We start from the raw sequence: 24,153 nt of genomic DNA, 5'->3' as shown, positions 1-24,153 counted from the left end.
GGAACAATTGGAATGCATCACCGCACCCTCGCTTGAAGGCTTCAGACAACCCCTGCGAGCCGCCTGAAGCCGTGCCTGTCAGGACTTACAACTTGTCCCAGGCGCTTTGCCAGGAGGCACCGATACCTGGTTCAAACCCGTTCGCGGTCGGGCTGTACTGCTTGCAGTAGCCGGACGCTGGGAATGGCTTGCACTGGAAGACTTCATCGGTCTTGGGCTGCAGCACTTTCGTACCGGCGGTGTAGCCGCTGATGCCTTCAGGGAACACGAAGTCGTATTCGATGCCCGCGCCTTCACCGGTCAGGGTGACTTCCTGGGTATCCTGGCGAGTGGTGCGCCCGTCTTCGGTGGTGCCCACCAGCGTCAGGGTGTGGACACCTGGCGCACTGCGCACGTCCATGTTCAGGCCGGTGCTGCCTTCAGCCACGGATTGGGTCTCGACGCCGACCGGCTTGTTCTTCTCATCGAACAACGTGGCTTCGAGATTCATCTTGCGGTTGGTCTGCGCAGTGAACGTCAGGCTGACCCGACCTTTGTCGAGCACGTACTCTGGCTGCAGGGAAGAGATCTTCATGCTGGCGGCGGCGTCTTCCAGCATGTCCAGTTGCACTTCGTAGCGGGTCACGCCACTTTCTTTCTGGGCGTACAGCTTGTTGGTGCCCTTGATCGGCGTGATATTGCCCTCGTCATCACGGATACCGGCACGAATCAAGGGATGGGCTTTGTTGATGGCGTCGGCCAGTTTGAACGACCAGTTTTCAGGTTTGCCTTCTTCAGCGTTGTCGATGCTGATTTGCACGCTGTACTCGGCGTTCTCGCCGGAAGCAGAAAACGCCCGTGCCTTGACTTTGTCGCCCACCAGCAACTGGGTCGATGGCGCGATGCTGCCCACCGGCGACCAGCCACCCGGCAATGCGGCTTCGACGAGGATGTTTACATCCGCTGGGTTATAGAACGCGGCGTCGGTGTCACCCACCGTCCAGACCGCCAGGATGACGTGATGGCCTGTCTTGCCATCGGGAATCACACAATTGTGCTTGGCACCACTGACTGGAAGTTGATGACCGCCATCGATCGTACAGAACGGTGCGCTATCGAACGATGCACGCTTGAGCGGCTCGTTCGGCTTCCAATCGTCGCGGGTAATGAAGTATTCGTGTCTGGTCGCCGGATGCGGGGCGATGTATTTCCATTGGAAGGCGATGTCGCGATCCCGGATTTCAGTCAGCTGCCAACGCGTTGCCGACTGCGCATCCAGAGCGGAAAACAGCGAGTTACCACCGCTGGCGATCTTGCCGTCGATTGGGCCTTGCTGCGGGGCGCCGCCTGCTCCATTCGGGAAGCCCTTGAACGTTTCTCCGGTGCTCTGGGGCTCGTATTGCGCGCCCCCGCAATTCTTGTTTTCACCTATCTGGCACAAAAAAGCGCGCGAAGGTGGTACTTCAAGGTATCCATGGGCGAATACACCCTGGGAAGTCAGCACGGCCGACAACAGAACTAATGACGATGCACACCCCGCTAATACACCGCTCTTGTTAAAGTTGTTTTTCATATAAGTTCCAGACTATCCATCGAGATTGAAAGATGTTTTACCGTCATCTTGCAAGGCGCACTGGATCGTTCAGCGCCAGCCCTCACAAGCGCCGAAACCTTATAGAAACTTGAACTTTCTCTATGTAGGAAAAATCTCTCAAAATAGAAGGAACGATCTCTGAATCTATTTTTCTTACATGCCAAAAGAAACTTCTTACAAGTAGAAACAGCTATCAAACAAAAACAAACAGCTACACCCGACTAAACAACTGACCGGTTTACGTGGCGGAGATAAACGACAGGCAATAAAAAGCCTGTCCGGCACAGGGCAGGACAGGCTGGGTAATCACACGGTAATCAGAGGTGATATTGCGCCGACAACTCATGCACCGCGCGCAGGAAGGCCCCGGCGTGTTCTGGGTCGACTTCCGGGGTGATGCCATGGCCGAGGTTGAACACATGGCCACTGCCGCTGCCGTAGCTGGCGAGGATGCGCCCGACTTCAGCACGGATGGCCTCAGGCTTGGCGTAAAGCACGGTCGGGTCCATGTTGCCTTGCAAGGCGACTTTATGACCGACGCGCTCGCGGGCGTTGCCGATGTCGCAGGTCCAGTCCAGGCCCAGGGCGTCGGCGCCCACATCAGCGATGCTTTCCAGCCACAGGCCGCCGTTCTTGGTGAACAGGATCACCGGCACTTTACGACCTTCGTGCTCGCGGATCAGGCCGCTGACGATCTTGCGCATATAGGCCAGGGAGAACTCCTGATACGCCGCCGCCGATAGGTTTCCGCCCCAGGTGTCGAAGATCTGTACCGCTTGCGCGCCGGCGAGGATCTGACCGTTGAGGTAGGACGTCACCGACTGTGCCAGCTTGTCCAGCAACAGGTGCATGGCTTGCGGATTGTCGTAGAGCATCGCCTTGGTCTTGCGGAAGTCTTTCGACGAACCGCCTTCGACCATGTAGGTGGCCAGGGTCCACGGGCTGCCGGAGAAACCGATCAGCGGCACGCGACCATTGAGTTCACGGCGAATGGTACTGACCGCGTCCATGACGTAGCCCAGGTCCTTTTGCGGATCGGGAATCGGCAGGGCCTCGATGTCGGCCAGGGTGCTGACGACTTTCTTGAAGCGCGGACCTTCGCCGGTCTCGAAGTACAAGCCCTGCCCCATGGCGTCGGGAATGGTGAGGATGTCGGAGAACAGGATCGCCGCGTCCAACTGCGGATAACGGTCCAGCGGCTGCATCGTGACTTCGCAGGCGAACTGGGGGTTCATGCACAGGCTCATGAAGTCACCGGCCTTGGCGCGACTGGCGCGGTACTCCGGCAGGTAGCGACCGGCCTGACGCATCATCCACACGGGGGTGACGTCTACGGGTTGCTTGAGCAGGGCGCGAAGGAAACGGTCGTTCTTCAGGGCAGTCATGTCGGCATCCGGAAAAAAAGTGCGGGCATTTTCTCAGAGCGCGAGGCAAAAGGCACGGCAAGAGCCGTGCCTTTTATCTATCGGGGCAATTTGTCGCGGTGCAGCACAATCTCCCTGACACTACAAAACGACTGTGGGAGCGGGCTTGCTCGCGAAAGCGGTGTGTCAGGCGACATATTTATCACCTGATCTACCGCTTTCGCGAGCAAGCCCGCTCCCACATTTTTACTGCATTTCAGCTCGGGACCGAGTCAGACTTGCAGGTAATCCAGAATCCCTTCCGCCGCATTGCGGCCTTCGAAGATCGCCGTCACCACCAGGTCGGAACCACGGACCATGTCGCCACCGGCGAAGATCTTCGGGTTGCTGGTCTGGTGCTTGTACTGGCCTTGTTCCGGGGCCACGACGCGGCCCTGGCTGTCGGTCTGGATGCTGAACTGCTCGAACCACGGCGCCGGGCTTGGGCGGAAGCCGAAGGCGATGACCACGGCGTCGGCCGGGATGATCTCTTCGGAACCGGGGATCGGCTCGGGGCTGCGACGGCCACGGGCGTCCGGCTCGCCGAGACGGGTCTCGACCACCTTCACGCCTTCGACCTTGTCTTCACCGACAATGGCGATCGGCTGGCGGTTGTAGAGGAATTTCACGCCTTCTTCCTTGGCGTTCTTCACCTCTTTGCGCGAGCCGGGCATGTTGGCTTCGTCACGACGGTAGGCGCAGGTCACCGACTTGGCGCCCTGGCGGATCGAGGTGCGGTTGCAGTCCATCGCCGTGTCGCCGCCGCCGAGCACCACGACCTTCTTGCCTTTCATGTCGACGAAATCTTCCGGCGACTTTTCAAAGCCCAGGTTGCGGTTGACGTTGGCGATCAGGAAGTCCAGGGCATCGTAGACGCCCGGCAGGTCCTCACCGGCAAAGCCACCTTTCATGTAGGTGTAGGTGCCCATGCCCATGAAGACCGCATCGTACTCTTCGAGCAGTTGCTCCATGGTCACGTCCTTGCCCACTTCAGTGTTCAGGCGGAACTCGATGCCCATGCCAGTGAAGACTTCGCGACGATTGCTCAGCACGGTCTTTTCCAGCTTGAACTCGGGGATGCCGAACGTCAGCAGGCCGCCGATTTCCGGGTTCTTGTCGAACACCACCGGGGTCACGCCGCCGCGCACCAGCACGTCGGCACAGCCCAGGCCCGCCGGGCCGGCACCGATGATCGCCACGCGCTTGCCGGTCGGCTTGACCTTGGACATGTCCGGGCGCCAGCCCATGGCGAACGCGGTGTCGGTGATGTACTTCTCCACCGAACCGATGGTCACCGCGCCAAAACCGTCGTTGAGGGTGCACGCACCTTCGCAGAGGCGATCCTGCGGGCACACCCGACCGCAGACTTCCGGCAGGGTGTTGGTCTGGTGGGACAATTCGGCGGCCTGGAGGATGTTGCCCTCGGCCACCAGTTTCAGCCAGTTGGGAATGAAGTTGTGCACCGGGCACTTCCATTCGCAATACGGGTTACCGCACCCCAGGCAGCGGTGGGCCTGGTCGGCCGACTGCTGGGGTTTGAAAGGCTCGTAGATTTCCACGAACTCTTTCTTGCGTTGACGCAACAGTTTCTTCTTCGGATCCTTGCGCCCGACATCGATGAACTGGAAGTCGTTATTCAGACGTTCAGCCATTGTTAAAACCTCATCAAACTCTTCAGGCGCATATCACTGCGGGTTGGCACGAGTGCTGGAAAGCAACGATTTCAGGTTGGCAGCCTTCGGCTTGACCAGCCAGAAACGACGCAGGTAGTCATCGAGGTTTTCGGCGAGGTTACGACCCCACTCGCTGTTGGTTTCCTCGACGTATTCGTCCAGCACGCGTTGCAGGTGGCTGCGGTAGGCTTCCATCGCCTCACCGCTGATCCGTTGGATTTCCACCAGTTCGTGGTTGACCCGGTCAACGAAGGTGTTGTCCTGGTCGAGCACGTAGGCGAAACCGCCGGTCATGCCAGAGCCGAAGTTATAACCGGTCTTGCCCAAGACACAGACGAAACCACCGGTCATGTACTCGCAGCAGTGATCACCGGTGCCTTCCACTACAGTGTGGGCCCCGGAGTTACGCACGGCGAAACGCTCGCCCGCGGTGCCGGCGGCGAACAGCTTGCCGCCCGTGGCGCCGTAGAGGCAGGTGTTGCCGATGATGGCACTGTCCTGGGTCTTGTAGACGCTGCCCTTGGGCGGAACGATGACCAGTTTGCCACCGGTCATGCCCTTGCCCACGTAGTCGTTGGCGTCGCCTTCCAGGTACATGTTCAGGCCGCCGGCGTTCCAGACGCCGAAGCTCTGGCCTGCGGTGCCCTTGAAACGGAAGGTGACCGGCGCCTTGGCCATGCCCTGGTTGCCGTGCTTGCGCGCGATTTCGCCGGAGATCCGTGCGCCGATGGAACGGTCGCAGTTGCAGATATCCAGGTCGAATTCGGCACCGCTCAGGTCATTGATCGCCGAAGCGGCCATGTCGACCATCTTCTCGGCCAGCTCACCCTTGTCGAACGGCGGGTTGCGCTCTACCTGGCAGAACTGTGGCTTGTCGGCCGGAATGTGATCGCTGCCCAGCAACGGGGTCAGGTCCAGATGCTGCTGCTTGGCGGTCTGGCCTTCGAGCACTTCCAGCAGGTCGGTACGGCCGATCAGCTCTTCGAGCGAACGAACGCCCAGCTTCGCCAGCCACTCACGGGTCTCCTCGGCCACGTAGGTGAAGAAATTCACCACCATGTCGACGGTACCGATGTAGTGGTCCTTGCGCAGCTTCTCGTTCTGGGTCGCCACGCCGGTGGCGCAGTTGTTCAGGTGGCAGATGCGCAGGTATTTGCAGCCCAGGGCGATCATCGGCGCGGTGCCGAAGCCGAAGCTCTCGGCGCCGAGGATGGCCGCCTTGATCACGTCCAGGCCGGTTTTCAAGCCACCGTCGGTCTGCACCCGGACCTTGCCGCGCAAGTCGTTGCCGCGCAGGGTCTGGTGGGTTTCGGCCAGGCCCAGTTCCCACGGCGCGCCGGCGTACTTGATCGAGGTCAGCGGCGATGCGCCGGTGCCGCCGTCGTAGCCGGAGATGGTGATCAGGTCGGCATAGGCCTTGGCCACGCCGGCCGCGATGGTGCCGACGCCGGCTTCCGCCACCAGCTTCACCGAGACCAGCGCCTTGGGGTTCACCTGCTTGAGGTCGAAGATCAGTTGCGACAAGTCTTCGATCGAGTAGATGTCGTGGTGCGGCGGCGGCGAGATCAGGGTCACGCCGGGCACCGCATAACGCAGCTTGGCGATCAGGCCGTTGACCTTGCCACCGGGCAACTGGCCGCCTTCACCGGGCTTGGCACCTTGGGCGACCTTGATCTGCAGCACTTCAGCGTTGACCAGGTATTCCGGCGTCACACCGAAGCGACCGGTGGCCACCTGCTTGATTTTCGAACTCTTGATGGTGCCGTAGCGCGCCGGGTCTTCGCCGCCTTCACCGGAGTTGGAACGCGCGCCGAGGCGGTTCATGGCTTCGGCCAGGGCTTCGTGGGCTTCCGGGGACAAGGCACCGAGGGAAATACCGGCCGAATCGAAGCGCTTGAGCACCGATTCCAGCGGCTCCACATCGTTGATGTCCAGCGGCGTGTCCAGGGTCTTGACCTTGAGCAGGTCGCGGATCATCGACACCGGACGGTTGTCCACCAGCGAGGTGTATTCCTTGAACTTGCTGTAGTCGCCCTGCTGCACGGCCGCCTGCAAGGTGTTGACCACATCCGGGTTGTAGGCGTGGTATTCGCCGCCGTGGACGAACTTCAGCAGGCCACCCTGCTGGATCGGCTTGCGCGGGCTCCAGGCTTCGGCGGCCAGTGCCTTCTGCTCGGCCTCGATGTCGACGAAACGCGCACCCTTGATGCGGCTCGGCACGCCACGGAAGCTCAGCTCGCAGACTTCTTCGGACAGGCCAATGGCCTCGAACAGTTGCGCGCCACGGTACGACGCGATAGTCGAGATACCCATCTTCGACAGGATCTTGAGCAAGCCCTTGGTGATGCCCTTGCGATAGTTCTTGAACACCTCATAGAGGTCGCCCAGCACTTCACCGGTACGGATCAGGTCACCCAGTACTTCGTAGGCCAGGAACGGATACACCGCCGAGGCACCGAAACCGATCAACACCGCGAAGTGGTGCGGATCGCGGGCAGTGGCGGTTTCCACCAGGATGTTGGAATCGCAGCGCAGGCCTTTTTCGGTCAGGCGATGGTGCACCGCACCGGTGGCCAGCGAGGCGTGGATCGGCAGCTTGCCCGGCGCGATGTGGCGGTCGGTCAGCACGATCTGGGTACGCCCGGCGCGCGCGGCTTCTTCAGCCTGATCGGCGACGTTGCGGATCGCCGCTTCCAGGCCGACGCTTTCGTCGTAGTTCAGGTCGATGACCTGGCGCGCGAAGCCTGGGCGGTCGAGGTTGGTCAGCGAGCGCCACTTGGCCGGGGAAATGACCGGCGAACTGAGGATCACCCGCGAGGCGTGCTCCGGCGACTCCTGGAAAATGTTGCGCTCGGCGCCCAGGCAGATTTCCAGGGACATCACGATCGCTTCACGCAGCGGGTCGATCGGTGGGTTGGTCACCTGGGCGAATTGCTGGCGGAAGTAGTCGTACGGCGTGCGCACGCGCTGCGACAGCACGGCCATCGGTGTGTCGTCGCCCATGGAGCCGACCGCTTCGTAGCCCTGCTCGCCCAGCGGACGCAGGACCTGGTCACGCTCCTCGAACGTCACCTGGTACATCTTCATGTACTGCTTGAGCTGGTCGACGTCGTAGAACGCCGAACCGTGGTCGTTATCTTCCATGGTCGCCTGGATGCGCAGGGCATTCTTGCGCAGCCATTGCTTGTACGGATGACGGGACTTGAGACGGTTGTCGATGGCGTCGGTGTCGAGGATCTGGCCGGTTTCGGTGTCCACGGCAAAGATCTGGCCCGGGCCTACGCGACCCTTGGCGATGACGTCTTCAGGCTGGTAGTTCCAGACGCCGATTTCCGAAGCCAGGGTGATGAAACCGTTGGTGGTGGTGACCCAACGCGCCGGACGCAGACCGTTACGGTCCAGCAGGCACACGGCGTAGCGACCGTCGGTCATGACGATACCGGCCGGGCCGTCCCACGGCTCCATGTGCATGGAGTTGTATTCGTAGAAGGCCCGCAGGTCCGGGTCCATGGTCTCGACGTTCTGCCACGCCGGCGGCACCAGCATGCGCACGCCACGGAACAGGTCGATACCACCGGTCACCATCAGTTCCAGCATGTTGTCCATGCTCGAGGAGTCCGAGCCCACGCGGTTGACCAGCGGGCCGAGTTCTTCGAGATCGGGCATCAGGTCGTTGGCGAACTTGGTGCGACGGGCCACGGCCCAGTTGCGGTTGCCGGTGATGGTGTTGATCTCGCCGTTGTGGGCGAGGAAGCGGAATGGCTGGGCCAGCGGCCATTTCGGCAAGGTGTTGGTGGAGAAGCGCTGGTGGAACACGCAGATCGCGGTTTTCAGGCGCACGTCGCTCAGGTCCGGATAGAAGGCGGTGAGGTCCGCCGGCATCATCAGGCCTTTATAAATGATGGTCTTGTGGGAAAAGCTGCAGATGTAGTGATCGGTGTCGGCGGCATTGGCCACGGACGAACGACGACGGGAACTGAACAGCTTGATCGACATGTCCTGGTCGCTCAGGCCGTCGCCGGCAATGAACACCTGTTCGATCTGCGGCAGGCGCTCGAGCGCCAGGCGACCGAGGACGCTGGTGTCGATCGGCACTTTGCGCCAGCCGACCAGCTGCAGGCCGGCGGCCAGGATCTCGCGATTCATGTTTTCGCGAGCCGCCTCAGCCTTCACCGGATCCTGGTTGAAAAACACCATGCCCACGGCGTACTGCTTGGGCAGGGTCACGCCAAACGTTTCCTGGGCAACGGCACGCAGGAACTCGTCGGGCTTTTGAATCAGCAAGCCACAACCGTCACCGGTCTTGCCGTCGGCGTTGATCCCACCACGGTGGGTCATGCAGGTCAGGGCCTCAATGGCCGTTTGCAAAAGGGTATGACTGGGCTCGCCCTGCATATGGGCTATCAGGCCGAAACCGCAGTTATCCTTGAATTCATCTGGTTGGTACAGACCTGCTTTCATAGACACTTTCTCACCAGGCTGCCTCTAATCGAGGCAAATTTCTTTTCAATTCAACCAGTTGCATGCCGCGCCGAACGTACGCCAGCTTTGCGGGGGCAAAAGGGAGGTCATTGTACACACCGACACAGAGGCTCACAAATTTGACGACGAACTGTCGTAAATCCATGTCGCATTTGTGAAAGGTTTAAAGCTATATGCTGTGCTAGTCAAAACTTTTTTGGGTTCGACCGCTACGACTCAAACGCTACCGTGACGCAGACACCACAAGGCGCGCGGCCTGAAAGGTCGCTCGCCCTTGCGGAAATTTTGAGGTTGCTGGGAGAGGCGGCCTGGGTAAGGCCGCCGAATCTTCAGCGAGTTGCTGCCAGTTCCTGTTGGACGCTGGCGACAGTGCGAGGCCAAGGTTTACCAGCCTGAACCTTCGCTGGCAAGGCCTTGATGGCGGAAACAGCTGCATCACGATTGGCGAAGCTGCCGTAGGTGATGACATACAACGGCTTGCCGTTGAGCACTTTCTTGAAGTAACGGTACTCGCCACCCTGCTCCTTGACGAAGCTCTGCGCAGCGGCTTCGGAGCTGGTGCCGAGGATTTGCACCACATAGTTGCCAGGCGCCTGGCCGGCATACCAGTTACCGCCCGTGGCTTTGGCCGGGGCGGCCGGCTTGGCCGCTGTTGGCGCTGGTGCTGGCGCAGGTTTTGTCGTCGGCGCTGGAGCCGGGGCAGGCTTGGCGGTAGCCAGCTGCGTAGGCGCCGGAGCCGGAGTCGGTTTGCCAGCCGGAGCAGGCGTCGGTGCCGGACCGGCCGGCACACCCGTAGGCGGGGAAGTGGTGGTCACGGTCGGTGGCGTGTCGCTGCTGTCGTCGATCGGTGGCGCTGCACCGTCGTCGCCTTCGGTGATGCCACCCGCGGCCTCGGCCAAGGGACCGCGCATGACCGGCTGGGACTGGCCGACCAGCGGCAGCGGCATCGGCTGGGTGTTGTTACCGGCAAATTCCACGGCCGGCGCACCACCATTGGGTTGCGGCGTGCCCTGACCCAGGGGCAATTGCGCCTGTTCGTTGGCAGGTGCGCCCGTGGTGGGTGCCTTGTTGCGACCCGGCATCAGCCAGGCGGCGGCGACAGCAACCACGACCACGGCGGAAATCGCCAATACGTGTTTCTTCGGCATGTTGAACCCCATACTTGGACGCTTCACCGCTGAGCGGCTGGCAATCATGACTTCGATCAGAGCATCGCGGGCAACCTGGTTGATGTTCCCAGGCCAGCCGTCGGAGCTTTCGTGAATCTCAGAGATCTGATCGGCGGTAAAAAGTTCGATACCCTGTCCTGCGCCCTCAAGACGCTGGGCCAGGTATTCACGGGTTTCCTCTTCGGTATAGGGCGCCAGCTCGATGACGTGGAAGCGCTCTTCCTCAAGGCTCAACTGATCCAGATCGGCAATCAGCGACGACTCGCCGAAGAGGAACACATGGGGGCGACCTTCCGGCGCTCCGGCAGCCAAGGCCAGCAAGGCTTCCAAGGCCGACTCGTCGAGTTGCTCGGCATCGTCCACGAGCAAATAGACTTCCTGCCCGGTCAGTGCCAGTTGCACGATCTGATCGAGAATCGCACCGATTTCGGCCTGGGCGACATTCAGCGCCTGGGCCACCTGACGCAGTACACCGGCGGCATCGCCGGCACCGCGGGCCGATACCACCACGCTTTGCACCGACTGTTTGTTGGTGCTGGCCACCAGGGCCTGGCGCAGCAAGGTCTTGCCGCTGCCTTGAGGACCGGTGACCACCAGTAGCAACTGACTGTAGCGGGCCAGGTGATGCAACTGGCCCAGCACGGGTTTGCGCTGGGCAGGGAAGAATTTGAAGCCTGGGACCCGCGGAGCGAAAGGGTCATGACTCAACTGGAAATGGCCGAGGAAAGCCTCGTCGGCATGCAAACTAGTCATCGGAATCTTATTAACCTTTAAGCTGAGCCAGGGCGCGGTAGTCCGCTCCCAGCGTGGCCTGTAGAACTTCTTTCGGATAATCGTCGGTCACCACCGCTTCGCCCATGTGGCGCAGCAGCACCAGACGCAGACGACCGTCGATCACTTTTTTGTCGATTGCCATGTGTTCAAGAAAATCCGCCTCGGTCATTTCTTCAGGCGGAACCACCGGCAGCCCGGCGCGCTGGAACAGCCGAATACCGCGATCGCGCTCCTGTTCGCTGATCCAGCCCAGGCGTGCAGACATCTCCAGGGCCATGACCGTACCGGCCGCAACGGCCTCGCCATGCAGCCAGACACCATAGCCCATGTGGGTTTCGATGGCATGGCCAAAGGTGTGGCCCAGGTTGAGCGTGGCACGCACGCCCGATTCACGCTCATCGGCCCCCACCACGGCGGCCTTGGCGGCGCAGGAGCGTTCGATGGCGTAGGTCAGGGCCACTTGATCAAGCGCCCGCAGGCGGTCGACGTTTTCTTCCAGCCACCCCAGGAACGGCTCGTCGCAGATCAGCCCGTACTTGATGACTTCCGCCAGCCCGGCAGACAGTTCGCGAGCCGGCAGGGTATTGAGGGTGGCGGTGTCGATCAGTACCACATTGGGCTGGTAGAAGGCGCCGACCATGTTCTTGCCCAACGGATGGTTGATCCCGGTCTTGCCGCCCACCGACGAATCGACCTGCGACAGCAGCGTGGTGGGGATCTGGATGAAGTCAACGCCGCGCTGGTAGCAGGCTGCGGCAAAACCGGCCATGTCGCCGATCACCCCACCGCCCAAGGCGACCACCGTGGTGCGGCGATCATGCCGCGCGGTCAGCAGGCCGTCGAAAATAAGCTGCAGGGTTTCCCAATTCTTGAAGGCTTCACCATCGGGCAACACCACGGAAATGACCGAGAAGGCCGACAGGCTGCGACTCAGGCGTTCCAGATACAGAGGTGCGACGGTTTCGTTGGAGATGATCGCCACTTGCCGCCCGGCAATATGCGGCGCCAGCAATTCCGGCTGGTCCAGCAAACCTTCGCCAATGTGAATCGGGTAGCTGCGCTCGCCCAGGTCGACCTTAAGTGTCTGCATGTGTCCCCACAGTGAAGATGGAATCAGGCGTCCTGCCTGTAATTAACGAAGGTAGCCCAACGGGGATAAATCCCCTCGCCACAGGTCCCGAATGCTTGCCATGACGCCATTGGATGGCTATCCGCCACGCCCCAGGCGGGGTCCGACGGGACGTCGAGGATAGCGCATTTCGCGAAGCGCATTAACGGGGAGGCAGTTGCTGCAGGCGTTCGAGAATGTCCAGCACCACCATCCGCGGCGGCCGTTCGTCGGTCTCTACCACCAGATCGGCGATCTCCCGGTATAGGGGATCACGCAGCTCCAGCAGGTCCCGCAGGGTCTTGGCCGGGTCGGCGGTACGCAACAGCGGTCGGTTGCGATCCCGGGCGGTGCGACCGACCTGCTGTTCGACGGAGGCGTGCAGGTAGACCACTCGTCCGCCGGCATGCAGCGCCCGACGATTGGCTTCGCGCATGACCGCGCCGCCGCCAGTGGCCAGCACCACGCCATCGAACGCGCACAGCTCGGCGATCATCGCCTGCTCACGGTCACGAAAGCCCGGCTCGCCTTCCTTGTCGAAAATCCATGGGATATTGGCGCCCGTGCGCAATTCAATTTCCTTGTCGGAATCTTTGAATGGCAGGCGCAGCTCTTTGGCCAGCAAACGGCCGATGGTGCTTTTTCCAGCGCCCATCGGCCCAACAAGAATCAAATTTCGCACAGAATCAACGACTCACAGCAATCGCCTGGTTGTTCATGATACGCGGAGTGAGGAACACCAGCAGCTCGGATTTTGTCTCCGAAACCACATCACGCCGGAAAAGGCGGCCAAGATACGGCACATCGCCAAGAAATGGCACCTTATCTACAACCTTGCTCTGAGTATTTGAGAAAACCCCGCCAATCACAATGGTCTCGCCATCGTTGACCAGGACCTTGGCGTTGACTTCGTTTTTCTTGATCGGTGGCACTTCCTGCACTTTGTTCAGGTAGTCCGGCTCATCCTTGGTGACCTTGACCTCCATGATGATGCGATTGTCCGGGGTGATCTGCGGGGTCACTTCCAGCGACAGCGAGGCCTCCTTGAACGACACCGACGTGGCACCGCTGGAGCTGGCTTCCTGATAAGGAATCTCCGTGCCCTTGAGGATCTTTGCCGTCTCCTTGTCGGAGGTCACGACCTTGGGCTGGGAGACGATCTCGCCGTTGCCGGTTTTCTCCATGGCCGTCAGCTCCAGGTCCAGCAAGACGTTGTCAGTAATGAACGCGATACCGATCCCGGAAGTATTGCCCGACGCGCCCAGATCGACGAACGGCTGGTTGGTGCTGGTGCTGCCCGGCGTGCCAATGGTCGTGGAGGTGCCGCTGGTCACCCCCGAGGAGTTCCAGTTGCCCTTGTTTTGTATCGAACCGCCCCAGCGCACACCCAGGCTCTTGTCGTAATCGACGTTGGCCTCGACGATCCGCGCCTCGATCATCACCTGGCGCACTGGAATATCCAGCTGCGCCACGATCCGGCGCAGCTCGTCGAGCCGGTCCTGGGTCTGGTAGGCAATGATGTTGTTGGTTCGCTCATCCACCGTGATCGTGCCGCGCTCATCGGCTTTCGCTTCGGCACTGGTCACCGACTGGAACAGCTTGGCGATGTCCGCCGCCTTCGCGTAGTTGACCTGCAACAACTCACGCCGCAACGGCGCCAGGTCGGCAATCTGCTTCTGGGACTCCAGCTCCTGGCGCTCGCGCGCGGCAATTTCATCGGCCGGGGCGACCAGCAGCACGTTGCCAACCTTGCGTTTGTCCAACCCTTTGGTCTTCAGCACGAGGTCCAGCGCCTGATCCCAAGGCACGTTCTGCAAGCGTAGGGTGATGCCACCCTGCACGGTGTCGCTGGCCACCAGGTTCAGGTTGGTGAAGTCGGCGATCAGTTGCAGGACCGAACGCACCTCGATGTCCTGGAAGTTCAGGGACAGTTTTTCACCGCTGTAGGCGGCGCGATCGGTATTGCGTTTCTGCAGATCCTCGACGGTCATGGGCCGGACGCTGACGGTCAGCTTGTTGTCGGTCTGGTAGGTCGAGTAATCGAAGGTGCCGCTCGGCTCGATGCTGATCGTCGCTCGGTCGCTACCCGCACTGGCATTGACGAATTGCACCGGGGTGGCGAAGTCCTTGACGTCCAGGCGCACCCGCAGCGGTTCGGGCAACTGGGTCCTGGCGAAATTGAGGATGATCTTGCCTTCGCGTTCCTGGATGTCCGGGGCGATGGAAGGGTCCGACAGATCGATCACCACATTGCCTTCACCCTGGGTCCCGCGCTGGAAATCCACGCCACGGATAGCCTTGCCCACCGATGCATTGACCCTGGCAGGCGCGGCGCTGGCAACCGCCGGGCGCGCAGCCTGGGCAGTGGCCTTGGGCACTACGGCGCCCTTGCCAACCATCACGAACAGGTTATTACCCTCGACCCGGGTGTTATACGGCGCCAATTGGTTAAGGCCGATGATCAACCGCGTGCGGTCGCCCGCCTCGACCACTGTGGCGCTGCGCGCATTGCCGCCCCCCAGGTCGCGGCTCTTGCTGGTCAGTTGATTGGTCACGCCGGGCAGATCCAGTGCGATCCGGGCCGGTTGATCGGTGGTGTAGCCCCGGGGCGTGGGCGGCGGCCCGTCGAAGGTGAGCTTCAACTCGACGCGGTCACCCGGCAACGCCGCGACATCCAGCGTCTTCAGACTGGCCGCGTGAACCATCGGCGACAACAGCGCTATCCATAGCGAAATACCGAAGGCTGACAAAAACCTGTTCATTGTTGAGGTTCCACTATTGAGTGCTCTTTCAAAGGAATGGTCCGGGGTCGTTCCAGCCAGGCACCCTCGCCATCAGGAACAATTTCGATCACATCGACCTGAGTGGCGCTGATGGAGAATATTCGCCCGTCGTTGCGCCCCAGGTAGTCACCGACCTTGAGCCGATGCACTCCGCCTGCGCCGCGCAGAAGCGCAAAGGAGCCGCTGACGTTGGAGATCGTACCCACCATTTCAAACTGCTCGATGTTGAAGCCCTCCAGATACTGCTTAGCCCGGTTGGGGTCGGGCCGGACGTTGCGCGAGCCCTTCTGCCGCTCGGTCTGATCCACCCGGACCTGCCGGGAGAATGGGCTGCGCAGGTTGGCGGCGCTGTAAGTGAAGGTTTCGGAGGGCTTGAACGTCGGCGTAGGCTCGATCTTTCCCGGTGGGCGCAGGCGGACTTCATTCATGTAGGCGTCCAGGTCGTCGAAACCGTTGTTATTGTTGCAGCCGGCCAACGCGACCAGTCCTGCCAGCAGGCACATGCGGCAAACCGGCTTCATGGTTGCGCCTCCTGCTCGTTGTACCGGTAGGTCTTGGCCTGGATGCTCATGCGCAGCTTCGTGCCGGCCTCAGGCTCCATCGGCGCGATCTCGAAATCGTGCAGCGTGACGATCCGAGGCAACCCGGCCACACCGCTGACGAACGTCGCCAGGTCATGGTAGTCACCGGTCACGGTAATCTGGATCGGCAGCTCGATGTAGAACGGCTGGGTAGCTTCCGGCAGCAGTTTGATTTCCTCGAACTCCAGGCCGCTGCCCAGGCCGGTGCGGGTAATGTCTTCCAGCAGGCCCGGAACCTCGGTGTCACTGGGCAGTTGGCGCAACAGCACACCGAAGGATGTTTCCATCTGCTTCATCTGCTCGGTGTACCGTTCCAGGTTCGCGGCCATGTGGGCCTTGCCTGCGAATTGCGCCTTGAGGGTGTTTTCTTCCTCGCGCACTTGCTGCAACTGGTTCTCCAGGTCGCTCAAGGCAAAGTTATAGCCCAGCCCCAGCACCAGGACCACCAGCAGGACGCCGGCCAGCCACTTGATGGGGGCCGGCCAGGCACCGATGTTATTGGTGTCCAGGTCACTGATGTCGATCTTGCGCAGCGCGTCGAACCACTCCCCTGGCTTCATTGGGCGTCCTCCCCATCGACGGTGCGGGTCTGGCGGACCGTCAACTGGAAAACGTTGGCCTGATCGAGCTGACCGGCGGTGGTGGCCTTGACCTCCGTCAGGCTGGGCGCATCGAACAGGTCAGATGCGTCCAGGTTGCGCATGAGGTCCGAGACACGATTGTTCGATTCCGCGGCACCCTTGATGAAGAGAGTCCGGTCCTCCATCTTCACTTCGGTGAAATACACCCCGTCCGGCAGGGTCCGCGCCAGCTGGTCGAAAATACGCCCGCTGACCGGCCGGTTACCCTGCAGGTCCTGGATGATGCGCATGCGCTCCAGCAGTTGCTGGCGACGGGCTTTCAGTTCGCTGATCTGCTTGATGCGCTCGTCCAGCACGGCAATCTGCTCGGAGAGATAACTGTTGCGCGCCACTTGGTGGTCGATGGCACTGTCGACGTACCGGATCGCGACCAACGTCAGGCCCACCGCGCCGACCAGCGCCCCCACCAATGCCAGCAGAAAGCGTTTGCGGCGCTCTTCGCGCAGCTCTTCACGCCAGGGCAGCAGGTTGATCCGCGCCATCAGTCGAAACTCCTGAGGGCCAGCCCGCAGGCAATCATCAGCGCTGGCGCGTCACTGGCCAGGGCACCGGCATTGACCTTGCTGCTCAGGGCCATGTTGGTAAACGGGTTGGCGACCTGGGTCGGTGTGCCCAGGCGTTGCTCGATCAGCCGATCCAGGCCGGCGACCGACGCCGTGCCTCCGGCCAACAAAATGTGGTCCACCGCGCTGTACTGGCCCGAAGCGAAGAAAAACTGCAAGGACCGCGAAACTTGCTGCACCAGGGCCTCGCGAAAGGGTTGCAGCACCTCACTGAGATAATCGTCCGGCAGGCCACCCTGCCTTTTTGCCTGGCCGGCCTGCTCGGGCGTCAGGCCATAGCGGCGCTGGATTTCCTCGGTGAGCTGGCGGCCGCCGAACAATTGCTCGCGGGTATAGATGATCCGCCCGTTGTGCAGCACGCTGAGGGTGGTCATGGTGGCGCCGATGTCGATGACCGCCACGGTCAGCCGTTCCTGGGACGCCGCCAGTTGCGTGGCGAGCAGACCAAAGGCGCGCTCCAGCGCGTAGGCTTCCACGTCGACCACCCGGGCTGTCAGCCCGGCCAGCGCCAGCGCAGCCTCGCGAACCTCGACGTTTTCCTTGCGACAGGCCGCCAACAGCACCTCGACCCGCTCGGCGCTGCGCGGTGACACGCCCAGCACTTCAAAATCGATGGCCACCTCATCCAGCGGATAAGGAATGTACTGATCGGCCTCGATCTTGAGCTGGTTTTCCATGTCGTCATCGGACATCCCGGCGTCCATCTCGATGATCTTGGTGATCACCGCCGACCCCGCCACCGCCACTGCCACGCTACGCGAGGCGGTCTTGGCCTTGGCGAGCACCCGAGACAATGCCTGGCCCACCCCTTCGAGCTCGGCGATGTTCTTTTCGATCACGGCGTTGGCCGGCAACGGTTCGACCGCGTAGGACTCGACGCGGTATCGGTCACCCTGGCGGCTCAACTCAAGCAGCTTCACCGAGGTGGAGCTGATGTCTATCCCCAGAAGCGTATGGGCTTTTTTATTGAAGAGTCGTAGCACTACCAATTCCCTATGACTATCCGTGAGTTACGGACTCTCTAATATGCATTGCGTTCAATCACCCCGGCCCGACGGACGTCCGGATGGCGTTTTCGACGAAAAAAAATGCTTATAATGCCCAGCGTTTTTTTTCGCTTTGTTGCTCGCACGGGTCCTTCCCTGCACCTGGCGCCTTTTTCATTCTTTGCCTGGATATCCAAAAGCCTTGATTCGTCTGCTGAAATTTTTCGGATGGTCCATCGTCGCCGTTTTCTGCGGACTGCTCTTGGGTCTGAGCGGTGCGTTTCTTTACCTTAGTCCGGGATTGCCGTCCGTGGAGGCGCTGAGAAGTATTCAGTTGCAGATTCCTTTGCGGGTGTACAGCAGCGACAACAAGCTAATCGCCGAATTTGGCGAAATGCGCCGCACGCCGATCCGTTTCGCCGACATTCCCCCCAATTTCATCAATGCGTTACTCAGTGCTGAAGACGACAACTTCGCCAATCACTACGGCGTCGATCCGGGCAGCCTGATGCGCGCTGCCAGCCAGTTGGTCAAGAGCGGCCACATCCAGTCAGGTGGCAGCACCATCACCATGCAGGTGGCCAAGAACTTCTTCCTGACCAGTGAGCGCAGCTTCTCGCGCAAGACCACGGAGATCCTCCTGGCCCTGCAGATCGAGCGACAGCTGACCAAGGATGAAATCCTCGAGCTGTACGTGAACAAGATTTACCTGGGCAACCGCGCCTACGGCATCGAGGCGGCGGCGCAGGTTTACTACGGCAAGTCGATCCGTGATGTGAGCCTGGCGCAGATGGCGATGATCGCCGGCCTGCCCAAGGCACCGTCGCGCTTCAACCCGTTGGCCAACCCGACCCGCAGCAAGGAGCGTCGCGACTGGATCCTGGGGCGCATGTACAAGCTCGGCAAGATCACCGAGGCCGACTACACCGCCGCGATCAATGAACCGTTGAACGCCAGCTACCACGTGCCGACCCCGGAAGTGAACGCCCCGTACATCGCCGAGATGGCCCGTGCCGAGATGGTCGGGCGTTATGGCAGCGACGCCTACACCGAAGGTTTCCGCGTGACCACCACGGTGCCGAGCAACTTGCAGGAAATGGCCAACACCGCCCTGCACGAGGGCCTGATGACCTACGATCAGCGCCACGGCTATCGCGGCCCTGAATCGCGCCTGCCGGGCAAGACCAAGGAAGCCTGGGCCCTGGAGCTGACCAAACAGCGCACCATCAGCAGCCTGGAGCCGGCGATTGTCACGTCGGTGGACAAGGATGGCATCAAGGTCCTGACCCGCAACGGCGAGCTGGAAGAACACGTGGCCTGGGACACCATGAAATGGGCCCGCCCGTTCCTCAATACCAACAGCATGGGTAACAACCCCCGCCAGCCGTCGGACGTAGCCCAGGTGGGCGACCTGATCCGGGTACAGCGCCAGGCGGATAACACCCTCAAGTTCAGCCAGATCCCCGCCGCCCAAGGCGCGCTGGTGTCCCTCGATCCCCAGAACGGAGCGATCCGTTCGTTGGTGGGCGGCTTCGCCTTCGAGCAGAGCAATTACAACCGGGCACTGCAGGCCAAGCGCCAGCCGGGTTCGAGTTTCAAGCCATTCGTCTACAGCGCCGCCCTGGACAACGGCTACACCGCCGCCAGCCTGGTGAACGATGCCCCGATCGTGTTCGTCGATGAATACCTGGACAAGGTCTGGCGTCCGAAGAACGACACCAACACCTTCCTGGGCCCGATCCGCCTGCGCGAAGCGCTGTACAAGTCCCGCAACCTGGTGTCGATCCGCCTGCTCCAGGCCCTGGGCGTGGACCGCACCATCGATTACATCAGCAAGTTCGGCTTCAACAAGCAGGACCTGCCGCGCAATCTGTCCCTGGCCCTGGGCACCGCGACCCTGACGCCGATGGAAATCGCCACGGGCTGGAGCACGTTCGCCAACGGCGGCTACAAGATCACCCCGTACATCATCGACAAGATCGAAAGCCGCAACGGCGAGACGCTGTTCGTCGCCAACCCACCACGCGTGCCCACGGGCGAGCAGGCCAGCGACGGTGTCGCCGCACCGTCCACCGAGACCTTCACGGTCAATGCGACACCGGGCGAAGCCACGACGGCCCCTGGGGTACCGCAAGCACCGGCCATTGCCGAGCGCATTGTCGACGGCCGTACCACCTACATTCTCAACAGCATGCTGGAGGACGTGATCAAGCTCGGCACCGGCCGCCGCGCCCTGGCCCTGGGCCGAACCGACCTGGCAGGCAAGACCGGCACCACCAACGAATCCAAGGACGCCTGGTTCTCGGGCTACAACGCCGATTACGTGACCACCGTCTGGACCGGCTTCGACCAACCCGAAAGCCTGGGGCGCCGCGAGTTCGGTGGCACCGTGGCGTTGCCGATCTGGATGACCTACATGGGCGCCGCCCTCAAGGACAAGCCACCTCACACCCAGCCGGAACCGGAAGGCATCCTCAGCCTGCGTGTCGACCCAATCAGCGGTCGTGCGGCCACCCCAGGCACCCCGGGTGCGTACTTCGAACTGTTCAAGAGCGAAGACACCCCGCCATCGGTCAACGAGCTGGGCAACGGCGTTGCGCCAGGCAGCCCGCTGCCGGCGGACGAAGCGGCGCCGATCGATTTGTTCTGATCAGCGACAATCTTGAAAGCCCCGCCTTCGCAAGAAGTGTGGGGCTTTTTTGAGCCGCACTATCGCTGCGGGGAGCTTGCTTCAATTCACCCCAGGTCTCTCAGGCCAACGCTTGACCCCCAATCCCCCCTTGTGGCAAGGGAGAGTCGATTAATGAGCCAAACTTAAAACGCTATAAAAAACCTATTAAAAAATTATAAAAAACTGTCAGTCTCGACAGTACTCGTCGCTTATTTCGTCAATCACAATCGAACCTCATCAAGACATTCGCAGGATCTGATCATGAATGACGAAGTCGTTGCACGAATCAAAAACATCCCCCCAGACACATACCTACGTATCAGCTATACCCATTCTAACGCGGGACTTTCGGGCATGGACCAAGGCTGGTTAAAAGGAGTAAATTTCGAAGCAAAAACACTTACACTGAAAAGTGCCAATTATGACACGCTTAAAACTGTTTGGATCGACAATATAAAAAGCCCCAGGGACATTGATGACACGTATACCGGAAGCGGCACCGCTGGCCCTGCAACAGATGAAATTTCATATTGGGACAGAGTCTCCGGATGGTTAACTGTCCATATGGGGTGACATAGGTTTATACCTGTCTTAGCTCCAAAACGCCCAATGCACCGCATCGGGCGTTTTGTATTTTCAAAAAGCATATGGGGCTTTTATGGCTATAGACTTCAACCGACTCGTCAATTCATGCACAGAACCCAGATCAGACTTTTAGGGAGATACAAAAAAACTCCATTTCCAGAACTCCGTGTAATCCTTCCAGAATACTGGTAGCAGCCATATCCATCAGTCATCGAACACGTGACATCGTGCTTGGCGTGCAGATGCGATCTTCCTATAGGCCTACGGGAACAAGCTTGCTCGCCATAGTTTTTGGGTTGCCTGGGCTGACGTCTTCGCGAGCTCGCTCCCACAGAGGGATTTGTGACACAAAAAAGCCCCGGCTCGCAGGAGCCGGGGCTTTTTTTGAAACGCTACAACGGTTTAGCCGTTGAACACGTCATCCACGCTCTTGAGCGGGTAGTTCTTCGGGTACGGCAGGGTGGCCACGCCCGTCTCGATCGCGGCCTTGGCCACGGCGTCGGAGATCAGGGTGATCAGGCGGGCGTCCATTGGTTTCGGAATGATGTACTCACGACCGAATTCCAGCTTGATGCCGCCGTAGGCGTCGCACACTTCCTGAGGCACCGGCAGCTTGGCCAGTTCGCGCAGGGCGTTGGCGGCCGCGACTTTCATTTCTTCGTTGATGCGCTTGGCGCGAACGTCCAGGGCACCACGGAAGATGAACGGGAAGCCCAGTACGTTGTTGACCTGGTTCGGGTAGTCCGAACGACCGGTGGCCATGATCACATCGTTGCGGGTGGCGTGAGCCAGTTCCGGGGCGATTTCCGGGTCCGGGTTCGAGCAGGCGAACACGATCGGGTTCGGCGCCATGCGCAGCAGGTTTTCCGGGCTCAGCAGGTTCGGACCCGACAGGCCGACGAATACATCGGCACCGTCCAGGGCGTCCGCCAGGGAGCGCTTGTCGGTTGTGTGGGCAAACACGGCCTTGTACTGGTTCAGGTCGTCACGGCCGGAGTGGATCACGCCGGTACGGTCAACCATGAAGATGTTTTCGATCTTGGCGCCCATGCTCACCAGCAACTTCATGCACGAGATGGCGGCAGCGCCGGCACCCAGGCAGACGATCTTGGCTTCAGGCAGGGTTTTGCCAGCGATTTCCAGGGCGTTGATCATGCCGGCCGCGGTGACGATGGCGGTGCCGTGCTGGTCATCATGGAATACCGGAATGTCGCACTGTTCGATCAGGGCGCGCTCGATCTCGAAGCACTCAGGCGCCTTGATGTCTTCCAGGTTGATGCCGCCGAAGGTGATGGAGATGCGCTTGACGGTGTCGATGAAGGCTTGCGGGCTTTCGGCGTCGACTTCGATGTCGAACACGTCGATACCGGCGAAGCGCTTGAACAGCACACCCTTGCCTTCCATGACCGGCTTGGAAGCCAATGGGCCGAGGTTACCCAGGCCGAGAATCGCGGTGCCATCGGAAATGACTGCAACCAGGTTGCCTTTACCGGTGTATTTGTAGGCCAGTTCAGGGTCGCGAGCGATTTCGCGCACTGGTTCGGCTACGCCGGGGCTGTAGGCCAGCGACAAGTCGCGAGCAGTAGCGGTGGCCTTGGTGAGCTCGACACTCAGCTTCCCTGGACGAGGATTAGCGTGATATTCGAGAGCGGCAGTTTTCAGATCAGACATGTGGGCATTCCGCTTTTTACTGTGTTGGACAGACGGACCGCCGAGGATACGCGCCTCGCAAAGTCCCCACAAGACTGACCAGTCACTGCTGTCAAGCGCCCTGCCCTACGACTTTGGGCCAAGAGCCACGAAACACAAGGGCCACATGCATACAATCAAGCGAGAAAATGTCTACAATTTTTTATTGAGAGATCACGCTCAACATGGCGGGATCGGTCAACGGCAGCAACCAGCGGGCCTGTCCTGGCTTGAGCCCTTCACGCCGCGAACGATCGACCACCCAGCCACGCGCTTCAATCTGCCGACCCTTGAGATGCTCAAGCGCAGCCCTATCAAAACGTCCCAGAAAATTGGGTGCAACGCGTAATACAACCGAATCCTGAAGCTCGAGCCAAACGCCACCACGATTACGCCTGACTTCGCTCACTCGCCCGCTGAGCACGGCGAAGCCTGGTGTCTTGATTTGCCGTGTATCGAGCACGGGCGAACGCTTCCACAATCCGAGGCCCGCTTCACGCGCCTGGCGTTCGGCGGCAGCCTGGCAGTCCGCCAGATCGACATTCGGCGCCACCGCCACGTGAAAACCCAAGCCCTCGGCGAGCAATTTCGCTTCGAGATTCGTGCCATCGGCGCTGTAGACATGGGCCAAGGTGCGACCGTAGCGGTCTTTGCCTTCCTTGCCGAGCACCAACCCCACACGCCCGTCACCGGTGGCCACCAGCGCTTCGAGCCGCCGGCGAGCCGCAACAGCGAAGGGTTCGTCGGAACGCCCCTGCCGTCCCAGCTCAGGGCTGTTGAGGCCGATCATGCGCACGCTGCGACCATCGGCCAGGCGCAGGGTGTCGCCGTCGACCACCCGCTGGACTTTCACTTGGGGTAGGCCCGTGGGTGCCGGGCAAAAGGCCTGGGCGCCCGTGAGCCAAATCGCAGACACAAAAAAGGCGCCCGCAAGGGACGCCTTCTTTATCAGTCTGGAGCAGTCGAGACGACCATCCAAAATGATCAGCCTCAGGCTTTTGGAGCAGCTTTGCCGAAAGCACCGAAACGATCGGCGAACTTCTGAACGCGGCCGCCGGTATCCAGAGTCTTTTGCTTACCGGTGTAGAACGGGTGGCATTCGTTGCAAACGTCGATCGCCAGGGCTTTGCCGTAGGTCGAACGCGTTTCGAACTTGTTGCCGCAGCTGCAAGTCACGGCAATTTCTGGGTATTCCGGATGGATATCGGTTTTCATGCTGTTTTCCTCAGGCTAGCGTGCCGCCATCCAACACTATTGTTGAATACCGCACGTAATTAGGCCGCGGATTCTACCAGACATCGTCATTCGCGCAAGCTGTCGCTTATACCAACCGTCTGCTAGGCTCGCGCCCTCAAGCACAATCCCTGTGGGAGCGAGCTTGCTCGCGATAGCGGTGGGTCAGTTGCGGTGATGTTGGCTGTGCCGCCGCTTTCGCGAGCAAGCTTGCTCCCACATAAAATCGTGCTCAGCCT

General features: G+C 60.7%; 17 protein-coding genes. 2 read left to right on the top strand and 15 right to left on the bottom strand.

Annotated features, from left to right (window positions below; all coding sequences use genetic code 11):
* Positions 1-85: 85 nt before the first annotated feature.
* The 12 genes from gbpA to CD58_RS01980 form a co-directional block, all read right to left on the bottom strand.
* Entirely contained in the window at positions 86-1,552 is a 1,467-nt protein-coding gene (gbpA, locus tag CD58_RS02035) for an N-acetylglucosamine-binding protein GbpA (RefSeq protein WP_025211422.1), read from the bottom strand.
* Between the two features lie 338 nt (positions 1,553-1,890).
* Positions 1,891-2,958 (bottom strand): uroporphyrinogen decarboxylase, encoded by a 1,068-nt coding sequence (gene hemE / locus CD58_RS02030; RefSeq protein ID WP_025211421.1) that lies wholly within the window; start codon positions 2,956-2,958, stop codon positions 1,891-1,893.
* A 251-nt stretch (positions 2,959-3,209) separates the two neighbouring features.
* On the bottom strand, positions 3,210-4,628 hold the full coding sequence (locus tag CD58_RS02025) for an FAD-dependent oxidoreductase (protein WP_003196992.1): 1,419 nt from the start codon (positions 4,626-4,628) through the stop codon (positions 3,210-3,212).
* Positions 4,629-4,661: 33 nt separating this feature from the next.
* Positions 4,662-9,110 carry a glutamate synthase large subunit gene (gene gltB, locus CD58_RS02020; protein WP_025211420.1) on the bottom strand — a complete coding sequence of 1,483 codons (4,449 nt, stop codon included), beginning with the start codon at positions 9,108-9,110 and terminating at the stop codon, positions 4,662-4,664.
* A gap of 350 nt (positions 9,111-9,460) precedes the next feature.
* A complete protein-coding gene (locus CD58_RS02015) occupies positions 9,461-11,053 on the bottom strand; it encodes an AAA family ATPase (protein ID WP_025211419.1) in 1,593 nt (530 codons plus the stop codon).
* A gap of 10 nt (positions 11,054-11,063) precedes the next feature.
* Positions 11,064-12,164: a 3-dehydroquinate synthase gene (gene aroB / locus CD58_RS02010; RefSeq protein WP_025211418.1), complete on the bottom strand. Its 1,101-nt coding sequence runs from the start codon at positions 12,162-12,164 to the stop codon at positions 11,064-11,066.
* 181 nt (positions 12,165-12,345) lie between these two features.
* The gene (aroK, locus tag CD58_RS02005; RefSeq protein WP_024779904.1) at positions 12,346-12,864 is read right to left on the bottom strand and encodes a shikimate kinase AroK; all 519 of its coding nucleotides are present in this window, start codon (positions 12,862-12,864) and stop codon (positions 12,346-12,348) included.
* 4 nt (positions 12,865-12,868) lie between these two features.
* Positions 12,869-14,944 carry a type IV pilus secretin PilQ gene (gene pilQ, locus CD58_RS02000; RefSeq protein WP_025211417.1) on the bottom strand — a complete coding sequence of 692 codons (2,076 nt, stop codon included), beginning with the start codon at positions 14,942-14,944 and terminating at the stop codon, positions 12,869-12,871.
* The gene (locus tag CD58_RS01995) at positions 14,941-15,486 is read right to left on the bottom strand and encodes a pilus assembly protein PilP (RefSeq protein ID WP_025211416.1); all 546 of its coding nucleotides are present in this window, start codon (positions 15,484-15,486) and stop codon (positions 14,941-14,943) included. Before CD58_RS01995 ends, pilQ begins: the two co-directional genes overlap by 4 nt.
* On the bottom strand, positions 15,483-16,106 hold the full coding sequence (gene pilO / locus CD58_RS01990; protein WP_025211415.1) for a type 4a pilus biogenesis protein PilO: 624 nt from the start codon (positions 16,104-16,106) through the stop codon (positions 15,483-15,485). The genes CD58_RS01995 and pilO overlap by 4 nt, the downstream gene beginning before the upstream one ends.
* Positions 16,103-16,669 carry a PilN domain-containing protein gene (locus CD58_RS01985; RefSeq protein ID WP_025211414.1) on the bottom strand — a complete coding sequence of 189 codons (567 nt, stop codon included), beginning with the start codon at positions 16,667-16,669 and terminating at the stop codon, positions 16,103-16,105. Before CD58_RS01985 ends, pilO begins: the two co-directional genes overlap by 4 nt.
* Complete coding sequence (locus CD58_RS01980; RefSeq protein WP_025211413.1) at positions 16,669-17,733, bottom strand: pilus assembly protein PilM; 1,065 nt, start codon at positions 17,731-17,733, stop codon at positions 16,669-16,671. Before CD58_RS01980 ends, CD58_RS01985 begins: the two co-directional genes overlap by 1 nt.
* Before the next feature lie 208 nt (positions 17,734-17,941).
* On the opposite strand from CD58_RS01980, the gene CD58_RS01975 reads away from it, so the two are divergent.
* Both CD58_RS01975 and CD58_RS29815 read left to right on the top strand, forming a co-directional pair.
* A complete protein-coding gene (locus CD58_RS01975) occupies positions 17,942-20,386 on the top strand; it encodes a penicillin-binding protein 1A (RefSeq protein WP_419178852.1) in 2,445 nt (814 codons plus the stop codon).
* 282 nt (positions 20,387-20,668) lie between these two features.
* Positions 20,669-20,980 (top strand): hypothetical protein, encoded by a 312-nt coding sequence (locus CD58_RS29815; protein ID WP_144238500.1) that lies wholly within the window; start codon positions 20,669-20,671, stop codon positions 20,978-20,980.
* A 414-nt stretch (positions 20,981-21,394) separates the two neighbouring features.
* Here the strand turns inward: CD58_RS29815 and CD58_RS01970 are convergent, their stop codons facing one another.
* The 3 genes from CD58_RS01970 to rpmE form a co-directional block, all read right to left on the bottom strand.
* Entirely contained in the window at positions 21,395-22,663 is a 1,269-nt protein-coding gene (locus CD58_RS01970) for a malic enzyme-like NAD(P)-binding protein (protein ID WP_025211411.1), read from the bottom strand.
* 181 nt (positions 22,664-22,844) lie between these two features.
* Positions 22,845-23,660 carry a thermonuclease family protein gene (locus CD58_RS01965; protein ID WP_038436386.1) on the bottom strand — a complete coding sequence of 272 codons (816 nt, stop codon included), beginning with the start codon at positions 23,658-23,660 and terminating at the stop codon, positions 22,845-22,847.
* Positions 23,661-23,671: 11 nt separating this feature from the next.
* The gene (rpmE, locus tag CD58_RS01960) at positions 23,672-23,896 is read right to left on the bottom strand and encodes a 50S ribosomal protein L31 (protein ID WP_025211409.1); all 225 of its coding nucleotides are present in this window, start codon (positions 23,894-23,896) and stop codon (positions 23,672-23,674) included.
* Positions 23,897-24,153: the final 257 nt, after the last annotated feature.

The sequence above is a fragment of the Pseudomonas brassicacearum genome (assembly GCF_000585995.1).
Classification (GTDB): domain Bacteria; phylum Pseudomonadota; class Gammaproteobacteria; order Pseudomonadales; family Pseudomonadaceae; genus Aquipseudomonas; species Aquipseudomonas brassicacearum_A.
This window is presented reverse-complemented; position numbering and strand designations above follow the sequence as displayed.

Excerpts from the sequence above, each read along its gene's own strand:
- CD58_RS02015 (WP_025211419.1), bottom strand. The coding sequence starts at position 11,053 with ATGACTAGTTTGCATGCCGACGAGGCTTTCCTCGGCCATTTCCAGTTG.
- aroB (WP_025211418.1), bottom strand. The coding sequence starts at position 12,164 with ATGCAGACACTTAAGGTCGACCTGGGCGAGCGCAGCTACCCGATTCAC.
- gbpA (WP_025211422.1), bottom strand. The coding sequence starts at position 1,552 with ATGAAAAACAACTTTAACAAGAGCGGTGTATTAGCGGGGTGTGCATCG.
- rpmE (WP_025211409.1), bottom strand. The coding sequence starts at position 23,896 with ATGAAAACCGATATCCATCCGGAATACCCAGAAATTGCCGTGACTTGC.
- gltB (WP_025211420.1), bottom strand. The coding sequence starts at position 9,110 with ATGAAAGCAGGTCTGTACCAACCAGATGAATTCAAGGATAACTGCGGT.
- CD58_RS01995 (WP_025211416.1), bottom strand. The coding sequence starts at position 15,486 with ATGAAGCCGGTTTGCCGCATGTGCCTGCTGGCAGGACTGGTCGCGTTG.
- CD58_RS01970 (WP_025211411.1), bottom strand. The coding sequence starts at position 22,663 with ATGTCTGATCTGAAAACTGCCGCTCTCGAATATCACGCTAATCCTCGT.
- CD58_RS02025 (WP_003196992.1), bottom strand. The coding sequence starts at position 4,628 with ATGGCTGAACGTCTGAATAACGACTTCCAGTTCATCGATGTCGGGCGC.
- pilO (WP_025211415.1), bottom strand. The coding sequence starts at position 16,106 with ATGAAGCCAGGGGAGTGGTTCGACGCGCTGCGCAAGATCGACATCAGT.
- CD58_RS01985 (WP_025211414.1), bottom strand. The coding sequence starts at position 16,669 with ATGGCGCGGATCAACCTGCTGCCCTGGCGTGAAGAGCTGCGCGAAGAG.
- hemE (WP_025211421.1), bottom strand. The coding sequence starts at position 2,958 with ATGACTGCCCTGAAGAACGACCGTTTCCTTCGCGCCCTGCTCAAGCAA.
- pilQ (WP_025211417.1), bottom strand. The coding sequence starts at position 14,944 with ATGAACAGGTTTTTGTCAGCCTTCGGTATTTCGCTATGGATAGCGCTG.
- CD58_RS29815 (WP_144238500.1), top strand. The coding sequence starts at position 20,669 with ATGAATGACGAAGTCGTTGCACGAATCAAAAACATCCCCCCAGACACA.